Genomic DNA, 18,079 nt, shown 5'->3' on the forward strand with positions numbered 1-18,079 from the left:
GCTTCCGGGCGATGGCGAGGAAGGCGGGGCGTGCATGATCCGAATTGAATTCAGGGGCGGCGATCAGACGGTGAACCGGCCGCCGTTGGCGAGCAGCACCGCGCCGACCAGGTTCGCCGCGGCGTCGCTCGCCAGGAACAGGACGATGTCGGCGATCTCCTCAGGGGTCGCGTACGGGCGCACCCGCGGATCGGCGAACCCCGTGCGCAGGGCCTCGGGCGTGCGCGCGGCCATGCCCGTCTCGGTCGGCCCCGGGGCGACCACGTTCACCCGGATCCCGGAGGCGACGACCTCCTTGGCGACGGACTGGCACAGGGCGTGGACACCCGCCTTGGACGCGGCGTAGTGGGGGTAGCCGACCGGGGTGTCGAAGGCCGACGACGAGCCGATCACGACGATCGCCCCCGCCTTCGCGGGCCGCATGGCCCGTACCGAGGCGCGCAGCACATGGAAGGTGCCGTCGAGGTTGACCCGCATGACGCGCCGCCAGGCCACGTCGTCGAGCGCGTCGGTCACCTCGGGCGGGCGGCCCGCCACCAGGGCGTCGGCGATGCGCTGCTTGGCCTGCGGATCGTCCACCCCCGCGGCATGCACCAGGAGATCGAGCCCCCCGTTCCGCCGCACCGCGCCCTCGACGGCGCGATCGACCTCCGCGGCGTCCGCCACGTCGACGGCGACCGCCCGGCCGACCGGCACGTCCCGCGCGACGGCCGCCGCGCTCGCGCCGTCGACGTCGGCCAGGACCACGGCCCGGGCGCCTTCGGCGGCCAGTCGCCGGGCGATCGCCGCCCCCATTCCCGAACCGGCGCCCGTCACCATGGCGACCTTGCCCTCGAACCGTGTCACGACGACCTCCCACACCACATCCCACGATATTGAACTGACTTCACCTCTCTACCGTGTCGACAGGGTGCCGACAAGGTTCGCGGCGGGGTCGGTGCAGCTGTCTTGAGGTGTGAACTGGATTCGGTTTTACTGAGTCCGGCACCCCGACCGGAGGAGATGCGCGTGGGTACGGAAGCCGTCGATCTGCTCATCATCGGGGCGGGCATGGCGGGCCTGACCGCCGGTGCCCGTGCCGTCCGCAGCGGCCTGTCCGTGATGGTCGTGGAGACGAGCGCGGACGTCGGCGGCTCCGCGCGCTTCGCCGGTTACGCGTGGACCGCCCCGAGCCACGAGATCATGGACCGGCACAATCCACGAGGAGACCGGGCGCTGAAGCGCGCCCTCGTGGACCGGTTCGCCGAGGGCGTCTCATGGATCCGCTCCATCGGGGTGGAGGCCGGGGACGCGCAGCGCATCCTCGGCTTCGGCCGCGGCCACCGCTTCGACACCAACCACTACCTCGACACCTGCCGTCGGCTCATCCTCGACGGCGGTGGCGAGATCCTGCTCGCCACCCACACCGAACACCTGCTGGCCGAGCGCGGTGCCGTGGTGGGGGCCCGGCTGAGGTCGTCCGACGGCACCAGCGGGAGTGTCGGCGCCCGCGCCACGCTGCTGGCGACCGGAGGTTTTCAGGGCGATCCGGCGCTCCGCACCGCTCATGTGCACCCGCACGCCGACCGCATGCGGCTCCGTTCCAACCCCCACAGCCGGGGCGGGGGCTACCGTCTGGCCACCGGCGTCGGCGCGGCCACCGGCCACGCGGACGCCGGTTTCTACGGCCACCTCATCCCGAGCGGCGTGCCGTTCACCGATCCGGTGGACTTCGTCGATCTGTCGCTGTACTACAGCGAGCACGCGCTCCTGTTCAACCTGCGCAACGAGCGTTTCACGGACGAGACGCTGGGCGACCACCTCACCGCCATGGCGCTGCTGGACCAGCCGGACAGCCGGGGTCTGCTCATCGCCGACGCCCGGGTCTTCCGTGACTGGGTCGTCGGCTCCTACGTCGACGGCGCGGTCGCCGTCGACAAGTTCGCGCTGGCGAGCAAGCGGGGTGGCCGCGCGGGGCTGGCCGGGGACCTCGACGAACTGGCCTGCCTGCCCGAGGAGTGGGGCTACCGGGGCGACGCCGTCCGCGACGGCGTCAGGCGGTTCAACGAGCGCGCCGCGGCAGGGCTCGCCCCCGCACCCGGCCGGGAGCTGGACCCGCTGCCGCTGGACGAACCCCCGTACTACGCCATCGAGACCGTACCGGCCATCACCTTCCCGTTCCACGGAGTGCGCATCGACGACCGGGCCCGGGTCCTGGACGAGCACGGGGAGCCGCTGGCAGGGCTGCTCGCCGCCGGGTCGGACACCGGTGGTCTGTGGCACCGCGCCTACGCGGGCGGTATCGCGTCCGCCCTCGTCTTCGGGCTGACCGCGGCGGACACCGCCGCGGCGTCCCCCCGCCGCCCCTGATTCAGCGGGCGCGACCGGCCTCCGGGATCTCCTCGGCGGGCGGCACCGGGCCGGGAGGGGTGCCGTCGCCGAAGGGGCTCCCACCCAGTTCCTCGCGCCCGTGCGGCGCCGACCAACCGGAGAGGTCGGGGCCGAGCGGGACGATACGCGTGGGATTGACCGCGGTGTGCACCTGGTAGTAGTGGCGCTTGATGTGGTCGAAGTCCACCGTGTCGCCGAATCCGGGCGTCTGGAAGAGGTCGCGTACGTACCCCCACAGCACCCGGTCCTCGCTCAGCTTGTTGCGGTTGCACTTGAAGTGGCCGTTGTAGACCGCGTCGAAGCGCACCAGCGTGGTGAACAGCCGGATGTCGGCCTCGGTGATGGTGTCGCCGACCAGATAGCGCCGCGTGGCCAGCCGCTCCGACAGCCAGTCGAGACGGGCGAAGAGCCGCCGGTACGCCTCGTCGTACGTGTGCTGGTGCTTGGCGAAACCGGCCATGTAGACGCCGTTGTTCACATCGCGGTAGACCCCCTCCATCACCTCGTCGATCTCCTCGCGGTGCGCCTCGGGATACAGATCCGGCGCCCCTTGCCGGTGCAGGGCGGTCCACTCGGTGGCGAGGTCGAGGGTGAGGCGGAGGAAGTCGTTGGTGACCAGCTTCCCGCTGGGGATGTCGACGATCGCGGGCACGCTCACACCGCCCGGGTACTCCTTCTCGCGGGCGTCGTACGCCTCGCTGAGGAACGCGATGCCCAGCACCGGGTCCCGGTCCCCCTCGTCCAGCGTGAAGCGCCAGCTCCGCTCGTCCTGGATGGGGTCCGCGACCGCCAGCGACAGGGCCTGCTCCAGGCCGAGCAGCCGTCGCGAGACCAGCGCCCGGCTGGCCCAAGGACAGGCCCGGCTGACGACCAGCCGGTAACGCCCGGCCTCGACCGGCCAGCCGTCCCGGCCGTCGGCCGTGATCCGGTCGGAGAAGTGCGGCCCGGACCGGCGGAATTCCTTCTCCTCACGGGGTGTCTCCTGGCCAGCGGTGTTCAATTCGGTTACCTCCCGAAGCGTGCGGAGCGTCTGTGTACGCCCGACATGTGTACGACTCGGCTCACTACCTACCCTGATCCACACCGCGGAGACACGCGACGCGACACGGCGCGATTCCCGGCCATCCCGGCGGAGAAGGGCGGAGGCAGCACATGGCGATCACCCCCTTCGCGTCCGTACGTCCCTACGCGCCGGACGACGCCGCCGCGGTGCTCGGCCTGATCGCGGCCGACGCCCTCCCCGGACAGCCACCGACCACCCCCGCGATGCTCGCCGAGGCCCTGGCGGGCCGCTCCCCCGTGGACGGCGGCTGGTGGGGCGAACAGGCCACGGTCGGCCACCCGGTGGCCGGAGTCGGGGTGCTGTGGTGGATCGGCGTCATCCCCACTGCCCGGGGCCGCGGCCTGGGCCGGGCTCTGCTCGGTCACGCCCTGGACCTGCTCGCCCGGCTCGGCGCCCACAAGGCGGTCCTCTACGTCGACGACGACGCCCCGCCCGGGGACCCAGAACGCGACCGCACCGCCGCCAACGCCCTCTACGACCGCGCCGGTTTCACCGAGGTGGACCGGCTGCACTCCTTCACCCGGCACCGACAGCCCAGCCGCCGCTGACGTTCGCCGACGGACACGGTGGCCGGTGTGGGCAAACGGCCATTATCCCGCACGTGGAGATCCCATGGACACCACTTCGCCATCTGAACACAAAATCACCAAAGTGGCGGCGCTTATGCAAGGATCCGACCCCCCGGGTCGATCCGGCCCGGGATGTGGAGGGGAATCCATCGTGAAATCAATGACCTTCAGATCCGCTGTCGGGGCGGCACTGACGGTAGCGCTGTCGGCCGTGGCACTGCCCGCCTCTGCCGCGAGCGGGGCGCAGAAGGGTGTGGTGGACGGGGCGACCGCCACGTCCTTCGGGCAGTTGGCCGACGCGGTGCTGACCGAGCGTACGGCGGCGCTGCTGGACGGGCAGCAGGTGCGGCGTACGGCGGTGCCGGCCACCAAGAAGGCGCGGCTTTCGGCCGGGCTGACGCGGACCGAGAACACGGCGCTGTCCACGCTGCGCACCCGCAAGGCGCGGCTGGCCGCGCTGGGCGAGGCGTACACGGACGCCGACACCAAGGTCACCGTCGGCAAGACCCGTGTCGTGGGCGGGCGTGCGACCGTCCAGGCCACGGAGACCACGACGCTGACGTACAAGAAGATCCGCGGGGACGAGCCCGCGACGACCGGCTTCCAGGCGCACCACGAGCTGAGCTTCACCGCCGGGACCGGCGGGAAGTGGGAGCTGACGGGCATCAAGCCCACCGACGACGGGCCCCGGGCCGTCAACGAGCCCGCCACGGTGGCGGTGAAGGCGGCGGCGGGCCTCCCCAGCGCGACCCCCGCGGCCACGTCGAAGCCGTCCCAGGCCCAGAACAAGCCCGCGGGGGCGTACGACTACGCGGCGATGGCCACGTACGCGGAGAAGTACTGGAGCAACTACAACCCGGCCTACCGGAAGTTCAACGAGGCCGGTGGGGACTGCACCAACTTCATCAGCCAGGCCCTGAAGGCGGGCGGCTGGAAGCACGCGCCGGGCGACGCGACGGACTACCGCACCTGGTGGTACGACACCTCCGCCCAGGCGACGTCCTGGGTGGGCGCCAACGAGTGGTCGTGGTTCACGCTGGACGCCAAGCGGGCGACCAACCTGGCGAACGTGTACTACATGGGTGTCGGGGACGTCATGCAGATGGACTTCGACCGGGACGGGTCCAAGGACCACACCATGATGGTCACGTACCGCTCCTCCAGCGGTGTCCCGTACATGACCTACCACTCGGTCAACACCTACCGGAAGTCGGTGGCGAGCATCATCGCCTCCAACCCCAACTCGCTGTACTACGCGTACCGCACCTGACCGGGACACACCGGTGACCGTGGCCCTCGCCCTTCGGGTGGGGGCCACGGCCCGTTTGTCAGTCGGGCCTCGCCCTCGTCAGAGGTGGTGCGCGCCGCCCGCGTTCTCGGCCGTCGCCGTCGCCTCACGGCTGAAGGCGTGCTCCGGTTCCGGGTGGCCAGGGCCCGGGCCGAGGAGGTGGTGGGTGGCGCCGGGGCGGAGGCCGTCGAGGTGGACGGCGATGTGGCGGCGGGCGGTGATGTCGAGCCACTCGGGCGGGGTGTTGGGGAGCGGGCGGCTGATCAGGGCCGCGGCCATCAGCAGGTCGATGGAGTTGACGTCGTCGCGGACCGCGCCGCACTCCCGGCCGCGGGCGAGGACCGCCTCCAGGGCGGCGGTGATGCGGTGGCGCAGGGCCGTGGCGTCCTCGTCGTGGAAGCCGGGGCCGCCGAACAGCGGGAGGACGAGGCGGGAGCGCTGGTCGACCACGCCGGTCAGGAAGCGCTCGGCGGCCCGCATCGGCGCGTCCGGGCCGCCCTCCTCGGCCACCTCCTGCGCGGCCCGCGCCTCGGCCAGCACGGTCTCGTACCCCTCGATGGCCACCTGCCGGCAGAGCGCGGCGCGGTCGGGGAAGCGGCGGTAGAGCGTCGCGATGCTGACGCTGGCGCGACGGGCGATGTCGTCCAGCGGCGCGGCGGTTCCGTGCTCGCCGAACATCGCGCGGGCCGCGTCCAGGATGCGCTGCTGGTTGCGGCGGGCGTCGGCGCGCATCGGGGGCTTCGACCGTATGGATTCCTGACCGTCCCTCACGTCCTCCGCGCCTTCCCTGTAAGTGCGTGGGCATGCCGTGAATCACACCGCACGGCTGAGCCTAGCCTGGTGGCGCGCCTCCCTCAGGTTCGGCGATGCCGCTGCCCGGCCCAGCCGGTGGCGGCCACAAGATCGCGTGCGATGTCCACCACGAGCCGCCCGTCGGTGGCCACGCGCAGGGTGTCCGCGGGGGCCTGCTCGTCCAGGAGCCGGGCCTTGCGCGCGCTGCCGCGCAGCTCGTGCTCCAGCTCCGAGCCCAGTTCCCGCCCGGTCAGCCGCTCCTCCGTCGTGGCGTCGGAGGCGGTGAGCAGGACGCGTACGATCCGGGCGCAGGGCCTGGTGGCGCGCTCGATCATGTCCGTGGTCGCGGGCAGCACGCTCACGGTGTTGGTGTAGACGAGGCGCCGGTGGCCGAGCTCGGCGTAGTTGGCCCACAGGGCGGTCAGGTTGCGTTCGGCGAGCTTCGTGCGGCGGGGGTCGTCCTCGGGCGCCGGATGCACCTGCGCCATGAAGTCCCCCTCGACGACGGCGTGGGGCACCGACGCGGCGCGCAGCTGGGCCGACACCTCCCACCCGACGGTCGTCTTGCCGACGCCCGCGCGTCCTCCGATGACGAGTACTTCGGTGTGTTCCATGGGGGGAGGGTGTCAGCCATGTGCCGCGGGGTGCGACGGATTTCGTCCGTGGGTCAGATCTGGTTCTCGCCGCCGTCGACGTACAGGTTGGCTCCGAGGATGAAGCTGCTCTGCTCGGAGGCGAGGAAGGCCACCACGTTGGCGACCTCGTCCGGGTGCCCGATCCGGCCGAGTGGGGTGCCCGCGGCGAATTGGTCCTTGGTGGCGGGCGTGTCCTCCGCGCCGACGACGGCGTCGAGTCCAGGAGTGTCGATGGTGCCCGGGGAGATCGCGTTGACCCGGATGTTCCGGTCCTTGAGCTCGTTGGCCCAGGTCCGGGCGAAGGACCGGATCGCCGCCTTGGAGGCCGCGTAGGTGCCGAACGCGGCGACACCGTCACCGGCGCGGACCGAGGAGTTCAGGATCACCGACGCGCCGTCGTTGAGCAGCGGCAGCGCCTTCTGCACCGTGAACACGGTGCCGCGCACGTTGACACCGAAGGTCTGGTCGAAGTGCTGCTCGGTGATCTGCTCCAGTGTGGCGAACGAGGCGCTCGCCGCGTTCGCGAAGACCACGTCCAGGCCCCGGCCCCGGGCGCGGACCGCGTCGTACAGGCGGTCCAGGTCGGTCAGGTCGGAGATGTCCCCCACCACCGCGGTCGCCCCCGCCGGGCCGATCCTCTCCACGGCCGCGTCCAGTGCGGTCTTGCGACGACCGGTGATGAACACGTGCGCACCCTCGGCCGCCAGCCGGGTGGCGGTTGCCAGGCCGATCCCGGTGCTGCCGCCGGTGACGACGGCGGTCTTGCCTTCGAGCTGTCCCTTGTACATGAACATGACCTCCTGAGATTTCGGTACCGATCGGTACCGAAAAGGAACGTAGCACATCTGCACCGACCGGTACGGAAGAGATAGGATCGAGGACATGGACACGCGACAGAAGGCGCCCATGGGCCGACCGAGAGGATTCGACGCCGACGAGGCCCTCGAACGCGCCATGCGGGCCTTCTGGGAACAGGGCTACGAAGGCGCCAGCCTCACCGACTTGACCCAGGCCATGGGCATCACCCGCACCAGCATGTACGCGGCCTTCGGCAACAAGGAGGAGCTGTTCCGCAAGGCCCTGGAGCGCTATACGGAAGGCCCCGCCTCGTACGGGACCCGGGCCGTGCGGGAACCGACCGCCCGGGAGGTGGCCACCGCGTTCCTGGACGGCTCCGTTCGGACCACCACACGCCCCGACTGCCCCGCCGGGTGCCTGGGCGTGCAGGGCTCCCTCGCCGCCGGTGACCCCGGGCGCAGCGCCCGCGACGCGCTCATCGCCTGGCGCAACGAGGCCATCGCCCTTCTCCGGGACCGGTTCCAGCAGGCCGTCGACGACGGAGACCTGTCCCCCGGAACCGATCCCGGGCTGCTCGCCCGCTATCTCATGACCGTGGCGAACGGCATCGCCGTCCAGGCCGTCGGCGGCGCCACACGCGAGGAGCTACAGCAGGTGGCCGACATGGCGCTGCGGAGCTGGCCGCCTTCCTGACGGTCCGGTCACACCCCTAGAGGAGGAAGTCCGACAGGCCCTCCAGCAGCCGGTCCACGTCCTCGGCGCTGGTGTACGGGGCCAGGCCCACCCGGAGTCCCCCGGTGTCGCCGAGGCCCAGCCTGCGGGAGGTCTCGATGGCGTAGAAGGACCCGGATGGGGCGGCCACGCCGCGGCGGGCCAAGTGGCGGTAGGCGTCGGTGGTGTCGCGGCCGTCGATGGTCAGCAGGAGGGTGGGCGTGCGGTTCGCCGCGCGCGAGTGGACCGTGATCGGGTCGAGGGCGGCCAGCCCCTTGTCGATGCGGAGCCGCAGCGCGTCCTCGTGCTCTTCGAGCGCCGCGTACGCCGCCGCCAGGCGCTCGCGGCGACTGCCCCGCGCCCGCGGGTCGAGACCGGCGAGGAAGTCGACGGCGGCGCGGGTACCGGCGAGGAATTCGTACGGCAGGGTGCCCAGCTCGAACCGCTCGGGGACGGCGTCCGGGGAAGGCAGCAGCTTGTCGGGGCGCAGGGTCTCCAGGAGTTCGGGACGGCTCGCCAGGACGCCGAGGTGGGGGCCGAGGAACTTGTACGGGGAGCAGGTGTAGAAGTCCGCGCCGAGCCGGTCGAGGTCGACGAGGGAGTGGGCGGTGTGGTGCACGCCGTCGACGTACAGCAGCGCCCCCGCGCGGTGGGTGCGCCGGGCGATCTCCGGTATCGCCGGGCGGGTGCCGATGAGGTTCGAGGCGGCGGTGACGGCGACCAGCCGGGTGCGGTCGCTCAGCACGGCGCTGATGTCGTCGGGGGTCAGCTCCCCCGTCGCCGGGTCGAAGTCGGCCCAGCGGACGGTGGCCCCGGCCCGTTCCGCGGCCTGGACCCAGGGGCGGATGTTGGAGTCGTGGTCCAGCCGGGTGACCACGATCTCGTCGCCCGGCGACCAGGTCGTGGCGAGCGTACGGGAGAAGTCGTAGGCCAGTTGGGTGGCGCTGCGGCCGAAGACGATCGCGGTGGGGTCCGCGCCGAGCAGATCGGCCACCGCCTGCCGGGCGTCCGCGACGATCGCCTCGGCGTTGCGCTCCCCGGCCGTGGTCCGGCCCCGGTTGGCCAGCGGGTGGGCCAGCGCGTCGGTGATGGCCTCGATGACGGGTACGGGGGTCTGCGTACCGCCGGGGCCGTCGAAGTGGGCCGAACCGGCCGTCAGGGCGGGAAACTGCGCGCGGATGGCGGTGATGTCGTACGTCACGGCAACTCCTTGGCTAACGGTGTGCTGCGGTGCGGAGGGCGGTCGGCGGATGAGACACCGTGGTGATCGATTATGGAGTTCGCCGGGGCTGCGCGGAACAGCGCCGCGGCCGGGCGGCGGCGTGATCAGGCGCGCACCCGGCAGCCCTGATTGAATCTTCCCATCAGGCAGATAACGGGAAGAACGGCCATCCCGCCCCGCCGCGCGGAACCGGGGCGCGGGACCGGGACGCGGAGGGCGGTGGCACCGGCGTGAGCGACGAGTCTCCCCCTCCGCCGGAACCGGAGCAGGCACAGACACAGCCACGAAGGCGGGAGGGCATCCGGCGCGGCCGCCGGACGCGGTACGCGGCGTCCGGCGGCCGTCCGCGCCGGGCCCCGGGAGCCGCGGCGCGGCGGATGCGGGCGGAACCCCCGGGTCCCGGCGCGGACGGGGCGAGCGACCGGGTGCACCCCGGGCTGCGGCTGGCCGCCGCGTACGCATGGCGACTGCTGGCCGTCGGCGTGGCGGTGTATCTGGCGTTCACCGTGCTGGGGCGCTTTCAACTGGTGGCGGTCGCGGTGTTCCTGGCGCTGGTGGGCACGGCGCTGCTGCGGCCATTGGCCGATGTACTGGCACGCCGGCTGCCCCGGCCGCTCGCGGTGGCGCTGGCGGTGTTCGGGAGTCTGCTGGTGGTGCTGGGGCTGCTGGCACTGGTGGGCAGTGCGGCGGCGGGCGAGGCGGGCACGCTCGTGGGCGAGTTCCGCGGCGGGATCGGCCGGATCACGCTCTGGCTGGAGGGACCGCCGTTCCACATCCGGCACCGCACGCTGACCGGGCTGCACGACAGGATCGGCTCGTTCCTCTCGGCCCATCGCGCCACGCTCATCAGCAGGGCGCTCAACAGCGCGGGCCGGGTCGTGGAGGCGCTGACCGCGGCGGTGCTGGCGCTGTTCTGCTCGCTGTTCTTCGTGCATTCCGGCGACGGGATGTGGCGGTGGTTCCGCGAACAGCTACCGGAAGCGGCCCGCTCCCCCTGGGACCGGGCGGGCCGGGCGGCCTGGAGCACCTTCGCGGGGTACACCCGGGGGATCATCGTGGTGGCGGCCGCCAACGCGGCGCTGGTCGGACTGGCCCTGTTGCTGCTGCGGGTGCCGCTGGCGCTGCCACTGACCCTGCTGGTCTTCTTCGCCACCTTCATTCCGCTGATCGGCTCGCCGATCGCGCTGGCCGTGGCCACGGTGGTGGCCCTGGCCGGGCGGGGGCCGTTCATCGCGGCGGTGGTGCTCGCCCTCATCGTCGTGGTCGGGCAGATCGAGGGGCATGTGCTGCATCCGCTGGTGATGAGCTGGGCGGTGCGGCTGCATCCGGTGGTGGTGGCGATCTCGGTGATCGGCGGAAGCATCGTGGCGGGCGTGGTCGGCGCGATCGTGGCCGTGCCCATGGTGTCGGTGGCCTGGTCCGTGACCCGGGCGCTGCGCACCCCGCCCCGGTAAATTGCATCTGAGATTCGCATTATCTAATATGACGTCATGCGGCTGACGAAATCGACCGACCTGGCCCTCCGCGCCATCATGCGACTGGCGGTCAGCGGAGCCGAGCCGTGCACCGCGCGGCAGATCGCCGGGGAGATGCGGGTGCAGTACAGCCACTTGGCGAAGGTGGCCGCCCGGCTTCAGCATCTCGGCCTCATCGAAACGCGGCGGGGACGCGGCGGCGGGCTGGTGCTCACCGAGACCGGCCGCACCGCGTCGGTCGGGCAGCTGGTCAGGGAGCTGGAAGGACCCGCCGAGGTGGTCGACTGCGAGGGCGACACCCCGTGCCCGCTCCGGCAGGGCTGCCGGCTGCGGATGGCGCTGCGGCAGGCCCAGGAGGCGTTCTTCTCCTCGCTCGACCCGCTGACGGTCACCGATCTGGTCGCCTCCCCCACCGGGCCCGTTCTGCTCGGCCTGGTGGGACGGGGCCCGGGGGCGGACCGATGAACCCGCACACGGGGGCACCGGGTTTTGTCACGCCGCTGAATACGAATCCTACGTACCATTTAGGAGCCGGTGATGCTCTCCCAGAAGTCCGCTGACACCGTTCGCGCCACCCTCCCCGCCGTCGGTGCGGCCATCGAGTCCATCACCGAGCTGTTCTACGGCAAGCTCTTCGCGACCCATCCGGAGCTGCTGCGGCACATGTTCAACCGGGGGAACCAGGCCGCCGGGGTCCAGCGGCAGGCCCTCGCCGGCTCCATCGCCGCGTTCGCCACCGCCCTGGTCGAGCACCCGGACGTCCGCCCCGACACGATGCTGACCCGCATCGCCCACAAGCACGCGTCGCTCGGGGTGAGCCCGGCCCAGTACCCGCTGGTGCACCGCCATCTGTCGGCCGCGATCGCGGAGGTGCTGGGGGACGCGGTCACCGAGGAGGTCGCCGCCACCTGGGACGAGGTCTACTGGCTGATGGCGAACGCCCTCATCGAGATCGAGCGGCGGCTGTACGCCGAGCAGGGGGTGCTGGCGGGCGGGACCTGGCGGCCGTGGGAGGTGACCGAGCGGGTCCAGGAGACCGCGGACGTCGTCACCTTCCGGCTGCGGCCCGCGGACGGCCGCCCGGCACCGGCCTTCACCGCGGGCCAGTACGTCTCGGTCCAGGTCGAACTGCCCGACGGGGCGCGCCAGATCCGCCAGTACAGCCTGACCAACCCGCCCGGTGCGACGGTGCGCTCCATCGCCGTCAAGCAGGTGCGCGGCGGCACCGGGCCGGACGGCGAGGTCTCGGGCCATCTGCACGAGCACCTCCGGGAAGGCGACGTGATCAGCGTGTCCGCCCCGTACGGCGACCTCGTGCTCGACGCCACGGACACGCCGCTGCTGCTGGCGTCGGCGGGGATCGGCTGCACCCCGATCGTCGCCATGCTGGAGGACCTGGTCGACCGGGGGCATCAGGCCCCGGTCGTCGCGGTCCACGCCGACCGCTCCCCCGCCGCCCACGCGCTGCGCGCCGATCAGGAGCGGCTGGTCACCAAGCTCGCCCAGGGTTCCGCACACGTCTGGTACGAGCGGCCGGTGGACGGCTGGCCCGCCGAGCGCACCGGCCGGGTCGACCTGTCCGGGGTCGAGATCCCCGAGGGCGTCCACGCGTATCTCTGCGGGCCGCTGGGGTTCATGCGGTCGGTGCGCGCACAGTTGCTGGAGCGCGGTGTGCGGCCGTCGGACATCCACTACGAGGTGTTCGGCCCCGATCTGTGGCTCGCGCAGAGCTGACCCCGGGCCGCCCGACCGCCGTTTTCGGCCGCCCCGGCACCCCCGCCGGGGCCGGATCACGGCGTGAAGGACACGAATGGCCCAGGGCACGGTCGCCTTCACCCGGTCAGTCGTGGGACGGTACGCAGCACGGATTCCGCTCATCCCGGATGAATCACCGGAAATGGCCGTCGGTACCCCCGCACTCGACCGAGGAACCATGGATCGCGAAAAGATCACTCTCAGCGGTACGCAGGAGACGATGCTCGCCACGCTGTACGGCAGGGCGGTGGACAGCCGTTCGCCGCACTCCGTCCTGGGCGACCACACGGCCCAGGAGGCGGTGGAGCGCGTCGCCTACGACTTCGGCAAGACGGGCATGACGGAGACCACCGCGGTCGGTATCGCGCTCCGGGCCAAGCAGCTCGACGACTGGACGTCCGCGTTCCTGGCCGAGCATCAGAAGGCGACCGTGCTGCACCTGGCATGCGGTCTTGACACCCGGGTCCACCGGCTCGCCCCGTCGTCGTCGGTGCGCTGGCTGGATGTCGACTACCCCGACGTCATCGAGCTGCGCAGGCAGCTGCTCCCGCGGCCCTCGGGCAGTTACGAGATGATCGCCTCCTCGGTGACCGAGGAGGCGTGGCTGCGCGAGGTGCCCGACGACCGGCCGACCGTGGCCGTCTTCGAGGGGCTGACGATGTATCTGCACAAGGAGGAGGGCAAGCGCCTCATCCAGCGGATCACCGACCGGTTCCCCGGTGGACAGTTGCTCTTCGATGTCTACGGGTCACTGGGCATCCGCCTTCAGAAGATGGTCCCGGCGGTGCGCAACGCGGGTGCGACACTGCACTGGGGGCTCGACGACCCGCGGGAGATCGAGGGCTGGCACGACGGGCTGACTCTGATGGACGCGGTGCGCAGCGTCGACATGCCGGGGATGGAGGCGATGCCCACCACCGGGAGGATGAGCATGAAGGTGATGGCGCACCTGCCCGGTTTCAAGGACGTGGGCCGCATTCTGCGCTATCGCTTCTAGTACTACAGCCGTAGATCGTGATCTTCATGCTTGAGCGGCTTGACGCCGGTAGTGGCTGGTCTGGGATCGGGCCTGGTGGCGGCGTCGCCAGACGGACCAGCGAAGTCGGTGGACAGGGTCAAAGACGGTCCGGTTGACGAGCGTGATGAACAGTCGTTGGATCTCGTCACAAGTGAGCGGTATCAGCTCGTCGGGCGAGGGATGACCCTCGTGTTCGTTCGCGCGGAGGACAGCGAGGAAGGCATGCGCGAGCATGGCCAGGGTGACCCAGCGGGACCAGGACGGGTAGCGGCGGACCTGGTGCTCGTCCAGGGCCGCCAGGCCCTTGCCGGACTGGAAAAACTCCTCGACCCGCCACCTTGATCCAGCGACGCGCACCAGGGTGGTCAGCGGCACTGCGGCAGGCGAGTAGCAGCGGTAGTAGGCACGTTCGCCGGTGCTGCGGTTGCGGCGGACCAGCAGCTGCCGGCTCCCGGGCCGGGGATCGGTGAGGTCGATGACGGCCCAGTCGTAGAAGCGGTGGCCCTTGGCTCCGGCCCCTGCGGACAGCTTCTGCCAGGCCCTCTTGGGCACCTTCCTGGCCAGTTCTTGCGCGGCAGGTCCGACAACAGGCCGAGTACCAACTTCCGGGCCCGGCGTCGGGATTCGACCCGTCTCAAGCGTCCCGCTATCCGGCTCATCAGGCCCTCGAACGCTTCCTGCCAGCAGGCAGGGTCTACGCTGTGACCTGCGGCCACCGCATGATCGTTTGTCTTCACACACCGATGATCAACGGTGGCCGCACCCGTCTCCACACCGCGTCAGGTCGCGCAGCGTCTGCCTGCCGTCCTGTGTATCGGAGGGCTTGTGCAACGTGGCGAAGTCTGGTGGGTCCAATTCGACGAGCGGAGGTTGGTCGTACTGCTGTCAGGAGACGACGCGTCCGGGTTCCAGGTGATGCAGGTCGTCGCTCCGGCGGGCCTCGACATCAGCGGCCTGGGCATCGAAGTGACGGTCGGCGCCGGTGAAGGGCTGCCGCTCGAAGGCGTGCTGCGGCTCGCGTTCCCGCGTCCAGGCTTCACCCCGTGCACGTGGCTGACCACCGTGTCCCGGGACGACCTGATAGAGCGGGCGGCCGTCCTGTCCTCCAGGAAGCTCAGCGAGATCGACGATGCCCTCCGACTCGCTGAACAAGCACAGGAGCGGACCCCGGCAACGACCGCGAAGCTCAGCGAGATAAGGGACGCCCTCCGTCGCGGTGAACTCGGGTAGACGGAGAAGGAGCCGACGCCCGCGACGGCATGGGCGATCTCGGGCAAGACGATCCACGCTGGACACCTGCCGCCTCGACGCCCTTCACCATCGAGATCACGATCTACGGCTGGAGTACTAGTGGCTCGAAACGCATCGTTGACCGGGTAATTGGGTACAACGAGCGGGAGTTCGACGCGCTGGACCCAAAATGGAGCGGGGGACGTCGCCGCAAGATCGGTGACCGGATCCGCGAGTGGATCCGCCTGATCGCCCGGACGTCCCCCGCCGAGCCACTACGACCACCCGCCCGCCGACGGGCGGGTGGTGTGTGTCGATGAGTTCGGGCCGTTGAACCTGCTCCCGCGCAAGGACAAGGCGTAGCCTTGGCGTCAAGGCAGTGCGCGTCGACGATGTCAGTTCGACCTCGATCCCGGAGGCCGGTGCAGAATTCGAGCGGGTTAGCGGCCGAACAGTGACTTCAACTGCTCGGGAACGCGCCCGCCCTGGATATGAATTTGGGCTGCGGTCTCCTCGATGCGCAGCAGGTCACCGGGAGTCAGCTCGACGTCGAGTGCGCCTAGGTTCTCTTGTAGGCGGTGCAGCTTCGTGGTGCCGGGGATCGGCACGAACCACGGCTTCTGCGCCAGCACCCAGGCGAGGGCGATCTGAGCCGGCGTAGCTCCCTTGTCGTCGGCAATCTTCCGGAGCAGCTCGACCAGTGCCTGATTAGCCTGTCGTGCTTCGGGTGTAAAGCGCGGCAGGGAGCGGCGCAGATCGTCGTCGGCCAGCGAAGTGCTGGAATCGATTTTGCCGGTCAGATAGCCCTTCCCGAGCGGACTGTAGGGCACCAGACCAATGCCCAGCTTCTCCAAGGTCGGAATAATATCGGTCTCGTGCTCTCGCATCCAGAGCGAGTATTCACTTTGCAGCGCCGCCACAGGCTGCACAGCGTGGGCGCGGCTAATCGTCGTCGCGCTGGCCTCCGACAGACCGAAGTGCTTGACCTTACCTTCGGAAATCAGCTCTTTTACCGTACCGGCCACGTCTTCAATGGGCACGTCAGGATCGACGCGGTGTTGATAGAGCAGGTCAATGCACTCGGTTTGAAGACGCGTGAGCGAGGCCTCAGTTACTCGGCGGATCTGCTCGGGTCGACTATCGACCCCCGACATCGGGGTCGGCCCGTGTTCGCCGTGCTTGATACCGAACTTGGTGGCTATCACCACCTGATCGCGCACCGGCGCCAGCGCCTGACCGACTAGCTCTTCATTGATAAAAGGGCCATAGACTTCGGCGGTGTCAAAGAAAGTCACGCCGCGGTCAACTGCCGCCCGCAGCAGCTTCGTCATCTCGGCTGGGTCCGGGGGCGCACCGTAGAAGAAGCTCATGCCCATGCAGCCGAGCCCCAGGGCTGAAACTTCGAGCTGCTGTCCAAGTTTGCGCTTTTGCACTAGAGATGCCCCTTCGGGAAAGATCATCTGGCCCATTGCTTTCCCTGCGTTCAGCCGGGAACCACCACAGGTTAAGCAGGCCTTGCCTCCGGCAGGGAGACCCTGGTGATACAGGTACTGAGAGAGCCCCCCTTGCCTAATGGACTGGCACTCTGCGCATGTGGCGTTGCGGGCGGCCGGAGCAAAGACACGGCGGTCAAGGTGACGGCAGACCCTACGAGCAGATCTATTTGTCCGCGGCAAGTGGCTTCGCGCCAACGATTGGCGTGACGCGGCGCGACGACTCCGGGTCGCAATACAGATCAAAGCAATCACGAAAGTGACTGTCCGGCGTCGTCGCGCCGCGTCGCAGGAACGATTGTGGCAGCGCGAGTCAGCGCACCAGGCAAGGGGGCTCTCACAGTACCTGTATCACCAGGGTCTCCCAGACGTCCAAAACGCCTGTCAACCTGGCTGAGTCGGTTCCCAGCTACACCGAGGAGAAGTAATGGATCTGGGTTTGCATTACTGGAACTTTTCAGAGCCTCCCGATGTAGACCGTCATGAGATTACAACGCCATTCGGAAGACGGTCATTTATCCGAATTACGGGCAGGCACTCGAGAACACCGCACAATTTCTCACCGACGCCCGGCGGTACGCGGCGCTAGGTATTTCGCACCTCGATGTCCTACCAGACCGTCATCCGCTGGAATTCACCGAGCGTGCAGCCCAGTTGGTACCAACGCTTGCGGAGCTGCAACAAGACTCATTGGAACAGTTGCGCGGCTACCACGAATGCGCGACCGTGTCGGCGCATTCTTCCACGACAGAAGGGACGGAGGCCAATGGCGGACAACCAGTTCACCACTCACACAGAACTTTTCGAGCTGAGTGGGAAGTACGCACTTGTCACTGGCGGCACCAGGGGCATTGGGATGATGATAGCGCGCGGCCTTCTGCAGGCGGGCGCCCGCGTCGTCATCAGCTCACGCAAGGCAGACACGTGCGCGGAGGCACAGCGTCTACTGTCCGAATTCGGCGACGTTCAAGCAATCCCCGCCGACCTGTCCAGGCACGACGAGTGTCAGCGCCTCGCTGATCTTGTCAAGGTCGACTCGGAACGCCTGGACATCCTCGTCAACAACGCGGGAGCGATGTGGCGCGAGCCGCTGGAGACGTTCCCGGACGAGGCCTGGGACGCAGTGATCGACCTCAACCTCAAGTCGCCGTTCTGGCTGGTGCAGGCGCTGCTCCCCGCACTTCGCAGGGCGGGCACCGCCGATGATCCCGCGCGGATCATTAACATCGGCAGTATCGCCGCCATCCACGTCGCCGAGTCGCCCAACTACTCGTACGCCAGCAGCAAAGCGGCACTCCATCAACTCACCAGAGTGCTTGCCAGAGAACTGGGCCCACAGCACGTCACGGTGAACGCGGTAGCACCGGGACCGTTCCCGTCGCAGATGATGGCGTCCACTCTCGATGCCATCGGCGACACGATCGCGGCGAAGGCCCCTCTGCGCCGACTCGGCCGCGACGACGACATGGCGGGTATCGCCGTGTTCCTCGCCAGCCGGGCCGGAGCTTACCTCACGGGCACCATCATCCCGGTAGACGGCGGCATCGCGACGACCGCATCGGGTACCTAGGCAGTTTCGTTTGGATCAGCGTGCTGACCAAAGGAAGATGCCCGCGATGTGGAGTCCGGCCAGGTAGATGGTCGCGGTCTTCTCGTAGCG

At 69.7% G+C, this 18,079-nt stretch carries 17 protein-coding genes and 1 pseudogene; 10 read left to right on the plus strand and 8 right to left on the minus strand.

Features of this window, described 5'->3' with window-relative positions:
- Positions 1 to 63 precede the first annotated feature (63 nt).
- Positions 64 to 846, minus strand: coding sequence for an SDR family NAD(P)-dependent oxidoreductase (locus tag ACH4TL_RS35835; protein WP_398324933.1), 783 nt, complete (start codon positions 844 to 846; stop codon positions 64 to 66).
- A 156-nt stretch (positions 847 to 1,002) separates the two neighbouring features.
- Between ACH4TL_RS35835 and ACH4TL_RS35840 the strand changes: the two genes are divergently transcribed.
- Positions 1,003 to 2,349 (plus strand): FAD-binding protein, encoded by a 1,347-nt coding sequence (locus ACH4TL_RS35840; RefSeq protein ID WP_398324936.1) that lies wholly within the window; start codon positions 1,003 to 1,005, stop codon positions 2,347 to 2,349.
- 1 nt (position 2,350) lies between these two features.
- Here the strand turns inward: ACH4TL_RS35840 and ACH4TL_RS35845 are convergent, their stop codons facing one another.
- Entirely contained in the window at positions 2,351 to 3,370 is a 1,020-nt protein-coding gene (locus ACH4TL_RS35845; RefSeq protein WP_398324939.1) for a glutathione S-transferase family protein, read from the minus strand.
- A gap of 152 nt (positions 3,371 to 3,522) precedes the next feature.
- Here ACH4TL_RS35845 and ACH4TL_RS35850 point away from each other — a divergent pair, with 152 nt between their 5' ends.
- Together ACH4TL_RS35850 and ACH4TL_RS35855 are read left to right on the plus strand one after the other, a co-directional pair.
- Positions 3,523 to 3,981 carry a GNAT family N-acetyltransferase gene (locus ACH4TL_RS35850; protein WP_398324942.1) on the plus strand — a complete coding sequence of 153 codons (459 nt, stop codon included), beginning with the start codon at positions 3,523 to 3,525 and terminating at the stop codon, positions 3,979 to 3,981.
- 181 nt (positions 3,982 to 4,162) lie between these two features.
- Positions 4,163 to 5,272: an amidase domain-containing protein gene (locus ACH4TL_RS35855; RefSeq protein ID WP_398324945.1), complete on the plus strand. Its 1,110-nt coding sequence runs from the start codon at positions 4,163 to 4,165 to the stop codon at positions 5,270 to 5,272.
- Between the two features lie 78 nt (positions 5,273 to 5,350).
- Here ACH4TL_RS35855 and ACH4TL_RS35860 read toward each other — a convergent pair whose 3' ends face one another.
- From ACH4TL_RS35860 to ACH4TL_RS35870, 3 genes are all read right to left on the minus strand, one after another.
- A complete protein-coding gene (locus ACH4TL_RS35860; protein ID WP_398324948.1) occupies positions 5,351 to 6,061 on the minus strand; it encodes a TetR/AcrR family transcriptional regulator in 711 nt (236 codons plus the stop codon).
- A gap of 83 nt (positions 6,062 to 6,144) precedes the next feature.
- Entirely contained in the window at positions 6,145 to 6,696 is a 552-nt protein-coding gene (locus ACH4TL_RS35865; protein WP_398324951.1) for a hypothetical protein, read from the minus strand.
- Between the two features lie 53 nt (positions 6,697 to 6,749).
- The gene (locus ACH4TL_RS35870; RefSeq protein WP_398324955.1) at positions 6,750 to 7,511 is read right to left on the minus strand and encodes an SDR family NAD(P)-dependent oxidoreductase; all 762 of its coding nucleotides are present in this window, start codon (positions 7,509 to 7,511) and stop codon (positions 6,750 to 6,752) included.
- Positions 7,512 to 7,599: 88 nt separating this feature from the next.
- Between ACH4TL_RS35870 and ACH4TL_RS35875 the strand changes: the two genes are divergently transcribed.
- Positions 7,600 to 8,208, plus strand: coding sequence for a TetR/AcrR family transcriptional regulator (locus tag ACH4TL_RS35875; protein ID WP_398324958.1), 609 nt, complete (start codon positions 7,600 to 7,602; stop codon positions 8,206 to 8,208).
- Between the two features lie 16 nt (positions 8,209 to 8,224).
- Here the strand turns inward: ACH4TL_RS35875 and ACH4TL_RS35880 are convergent, their stop codons facing one another.
- Entirely contained in the window at positions 8,225 to 9,427 is a 1,203-nt protein-coding gene (locus tag ACH4TL_RS35880; protein WP_398324961.1) for a cysteine desulfurase-like protein, read from the minus strand.
- A 398-nt stretch (positions 9,428 to 9,825) separates the two neighbouring features.
- Here ACH4TL_RS35880 and ACH4TL_RS35885 point away from each other — a divergent pair, with 398 nt between their 5' ends.
- The 4 genes from ACH4TL_RS35885 (at position 9,826) to ACH4TL_RS35900 (ending at position 13,675) form a co-directional block, all read left to right on the plus strand.
- The gene (locus ACH4TL_RS35885; protein ID WP_398324963.1) at positions 9,826 to 10,902 is read left to right on the plus strand and encodes an AI-2E family transporter; all 1,077 of its coding nucleotides are present in this window, start codon (positions 9,826 to 9,828) and stop codon (positions 10,900 to 10,902) included.
- A gap of 36 nt (positions 10,903 to 10,938) precedes the next feature.
- On the plus strand, positions 10,939 to 11,388 hold the full coding sequence (locus tag ACH4TL_RS35890) for an RrF2 family transcriptional regulator (RefSeq protein ID WP_398324966.1): 450 nt from the start codon (positions 10,939 to 10,941) through the stop codon (positions 11,386 to 11,388).
- Positions 11,389 to 11,460: 72 nt separating this feature from the next.
- Positions 11,461 to 12,657 carry a globin domain-containing protein gene (locus ACH4TL_RS35895; RefSeq protein WP_398324969.1) on the plus strand — a complete coding sequence of 399 codons (1,197 nt, stop codon included), beginning with the start codon at positions 11,461 to 11,463 and terminating at the stop codon, positions 12,655 to 12,657.
- Between the two features lie 199 nt (positions 12,658 to 12,856).
- On the plus strand, positions 12,857 to 13,675 hold the full coding sequence (locus ACH4TL_RS35900) for a class I SAM-dependent methyltransferase (protein WP_398324972.1): 819 nt from the start codon (positions 12,857 to 12,859) through the stop codon (positions 13,673 to 13,675).
- A 24-nt stretch (positions 13,676 to 13,699) separates the two neighbouring features.
- Here ACH4TL_RS35900 and ACH4TL_RS35905 read toward each other — a convergent pair.
- Positions 13,700 to 14,269 (minus strand): annotated as a pseudogene (locus ACH4TL_RS35905) (IS701 family transposase); the annotation flags it as partial.
- 252 nt (positions 14,270 to 14,521) lie between these two features.
- Between ACH4TL_RS35905 and ACH4TL_RS35910 the strand changes: the two are divergent.
- Positions 14,522 to 14,926, plus strand: coding sequence for a type II toxin-antitoxin system PemK/MazF family toxin (locus tag ACH4TL_RS35910; protein ID WP_031080431.1), 405 nt, complete (start codon positions 14,522 to 14,524; stop codon positions 14,924 to 14,926).
- A gap of 440 nt (positions 14,927 to 15,366) precedes the next feature.
- Here the strand turns inward: ACH4TL_RS35910 and ACH4TL_RS35915 are convergent, their stop codons facing one another.
- Positions 15,367 to 16,359 (minus strand): aldo/keto reductase, encoded by a 993-nt coding sequence (locus ACH4TL_RS35915; RefSeq protein ID WP_398324989.1) that lies wholly within the window; start codon positions 16,357 to 16,359, stop codon positions 15,367 to 15,369.
- Between the two features lie 826 nt (positions 16,360 to 17,185).
- On the opposite strand from ACH4TL_RS35915, the gene ACH4TL_RS35920 reads away from it, so the two are divergent.
- Complete coding sequence (locus tag ACH4TL_RS35920; protein ID WP_398324975.1) at positions 17,186 to 17,989, plus strand: SDR family oxidoreductase; 804 nt, start codon at positions 17,186 to 17,188, stop codon at positions 17,987 to 17,989.
- The last annotated feature ends 90 nt before the right edge of the window (positions 17,990 to 18,079 follow it).

Origin of the sequence: Streptomyces sp. NPDC021115, from assembly GCF_044333065.1 — a bacterium.
Taxonomy (GTDB): Bacteria; Actinomycetota; Actinomycetes; order Streptomycetales; family Streptomycetaceae; genus Streptomyces.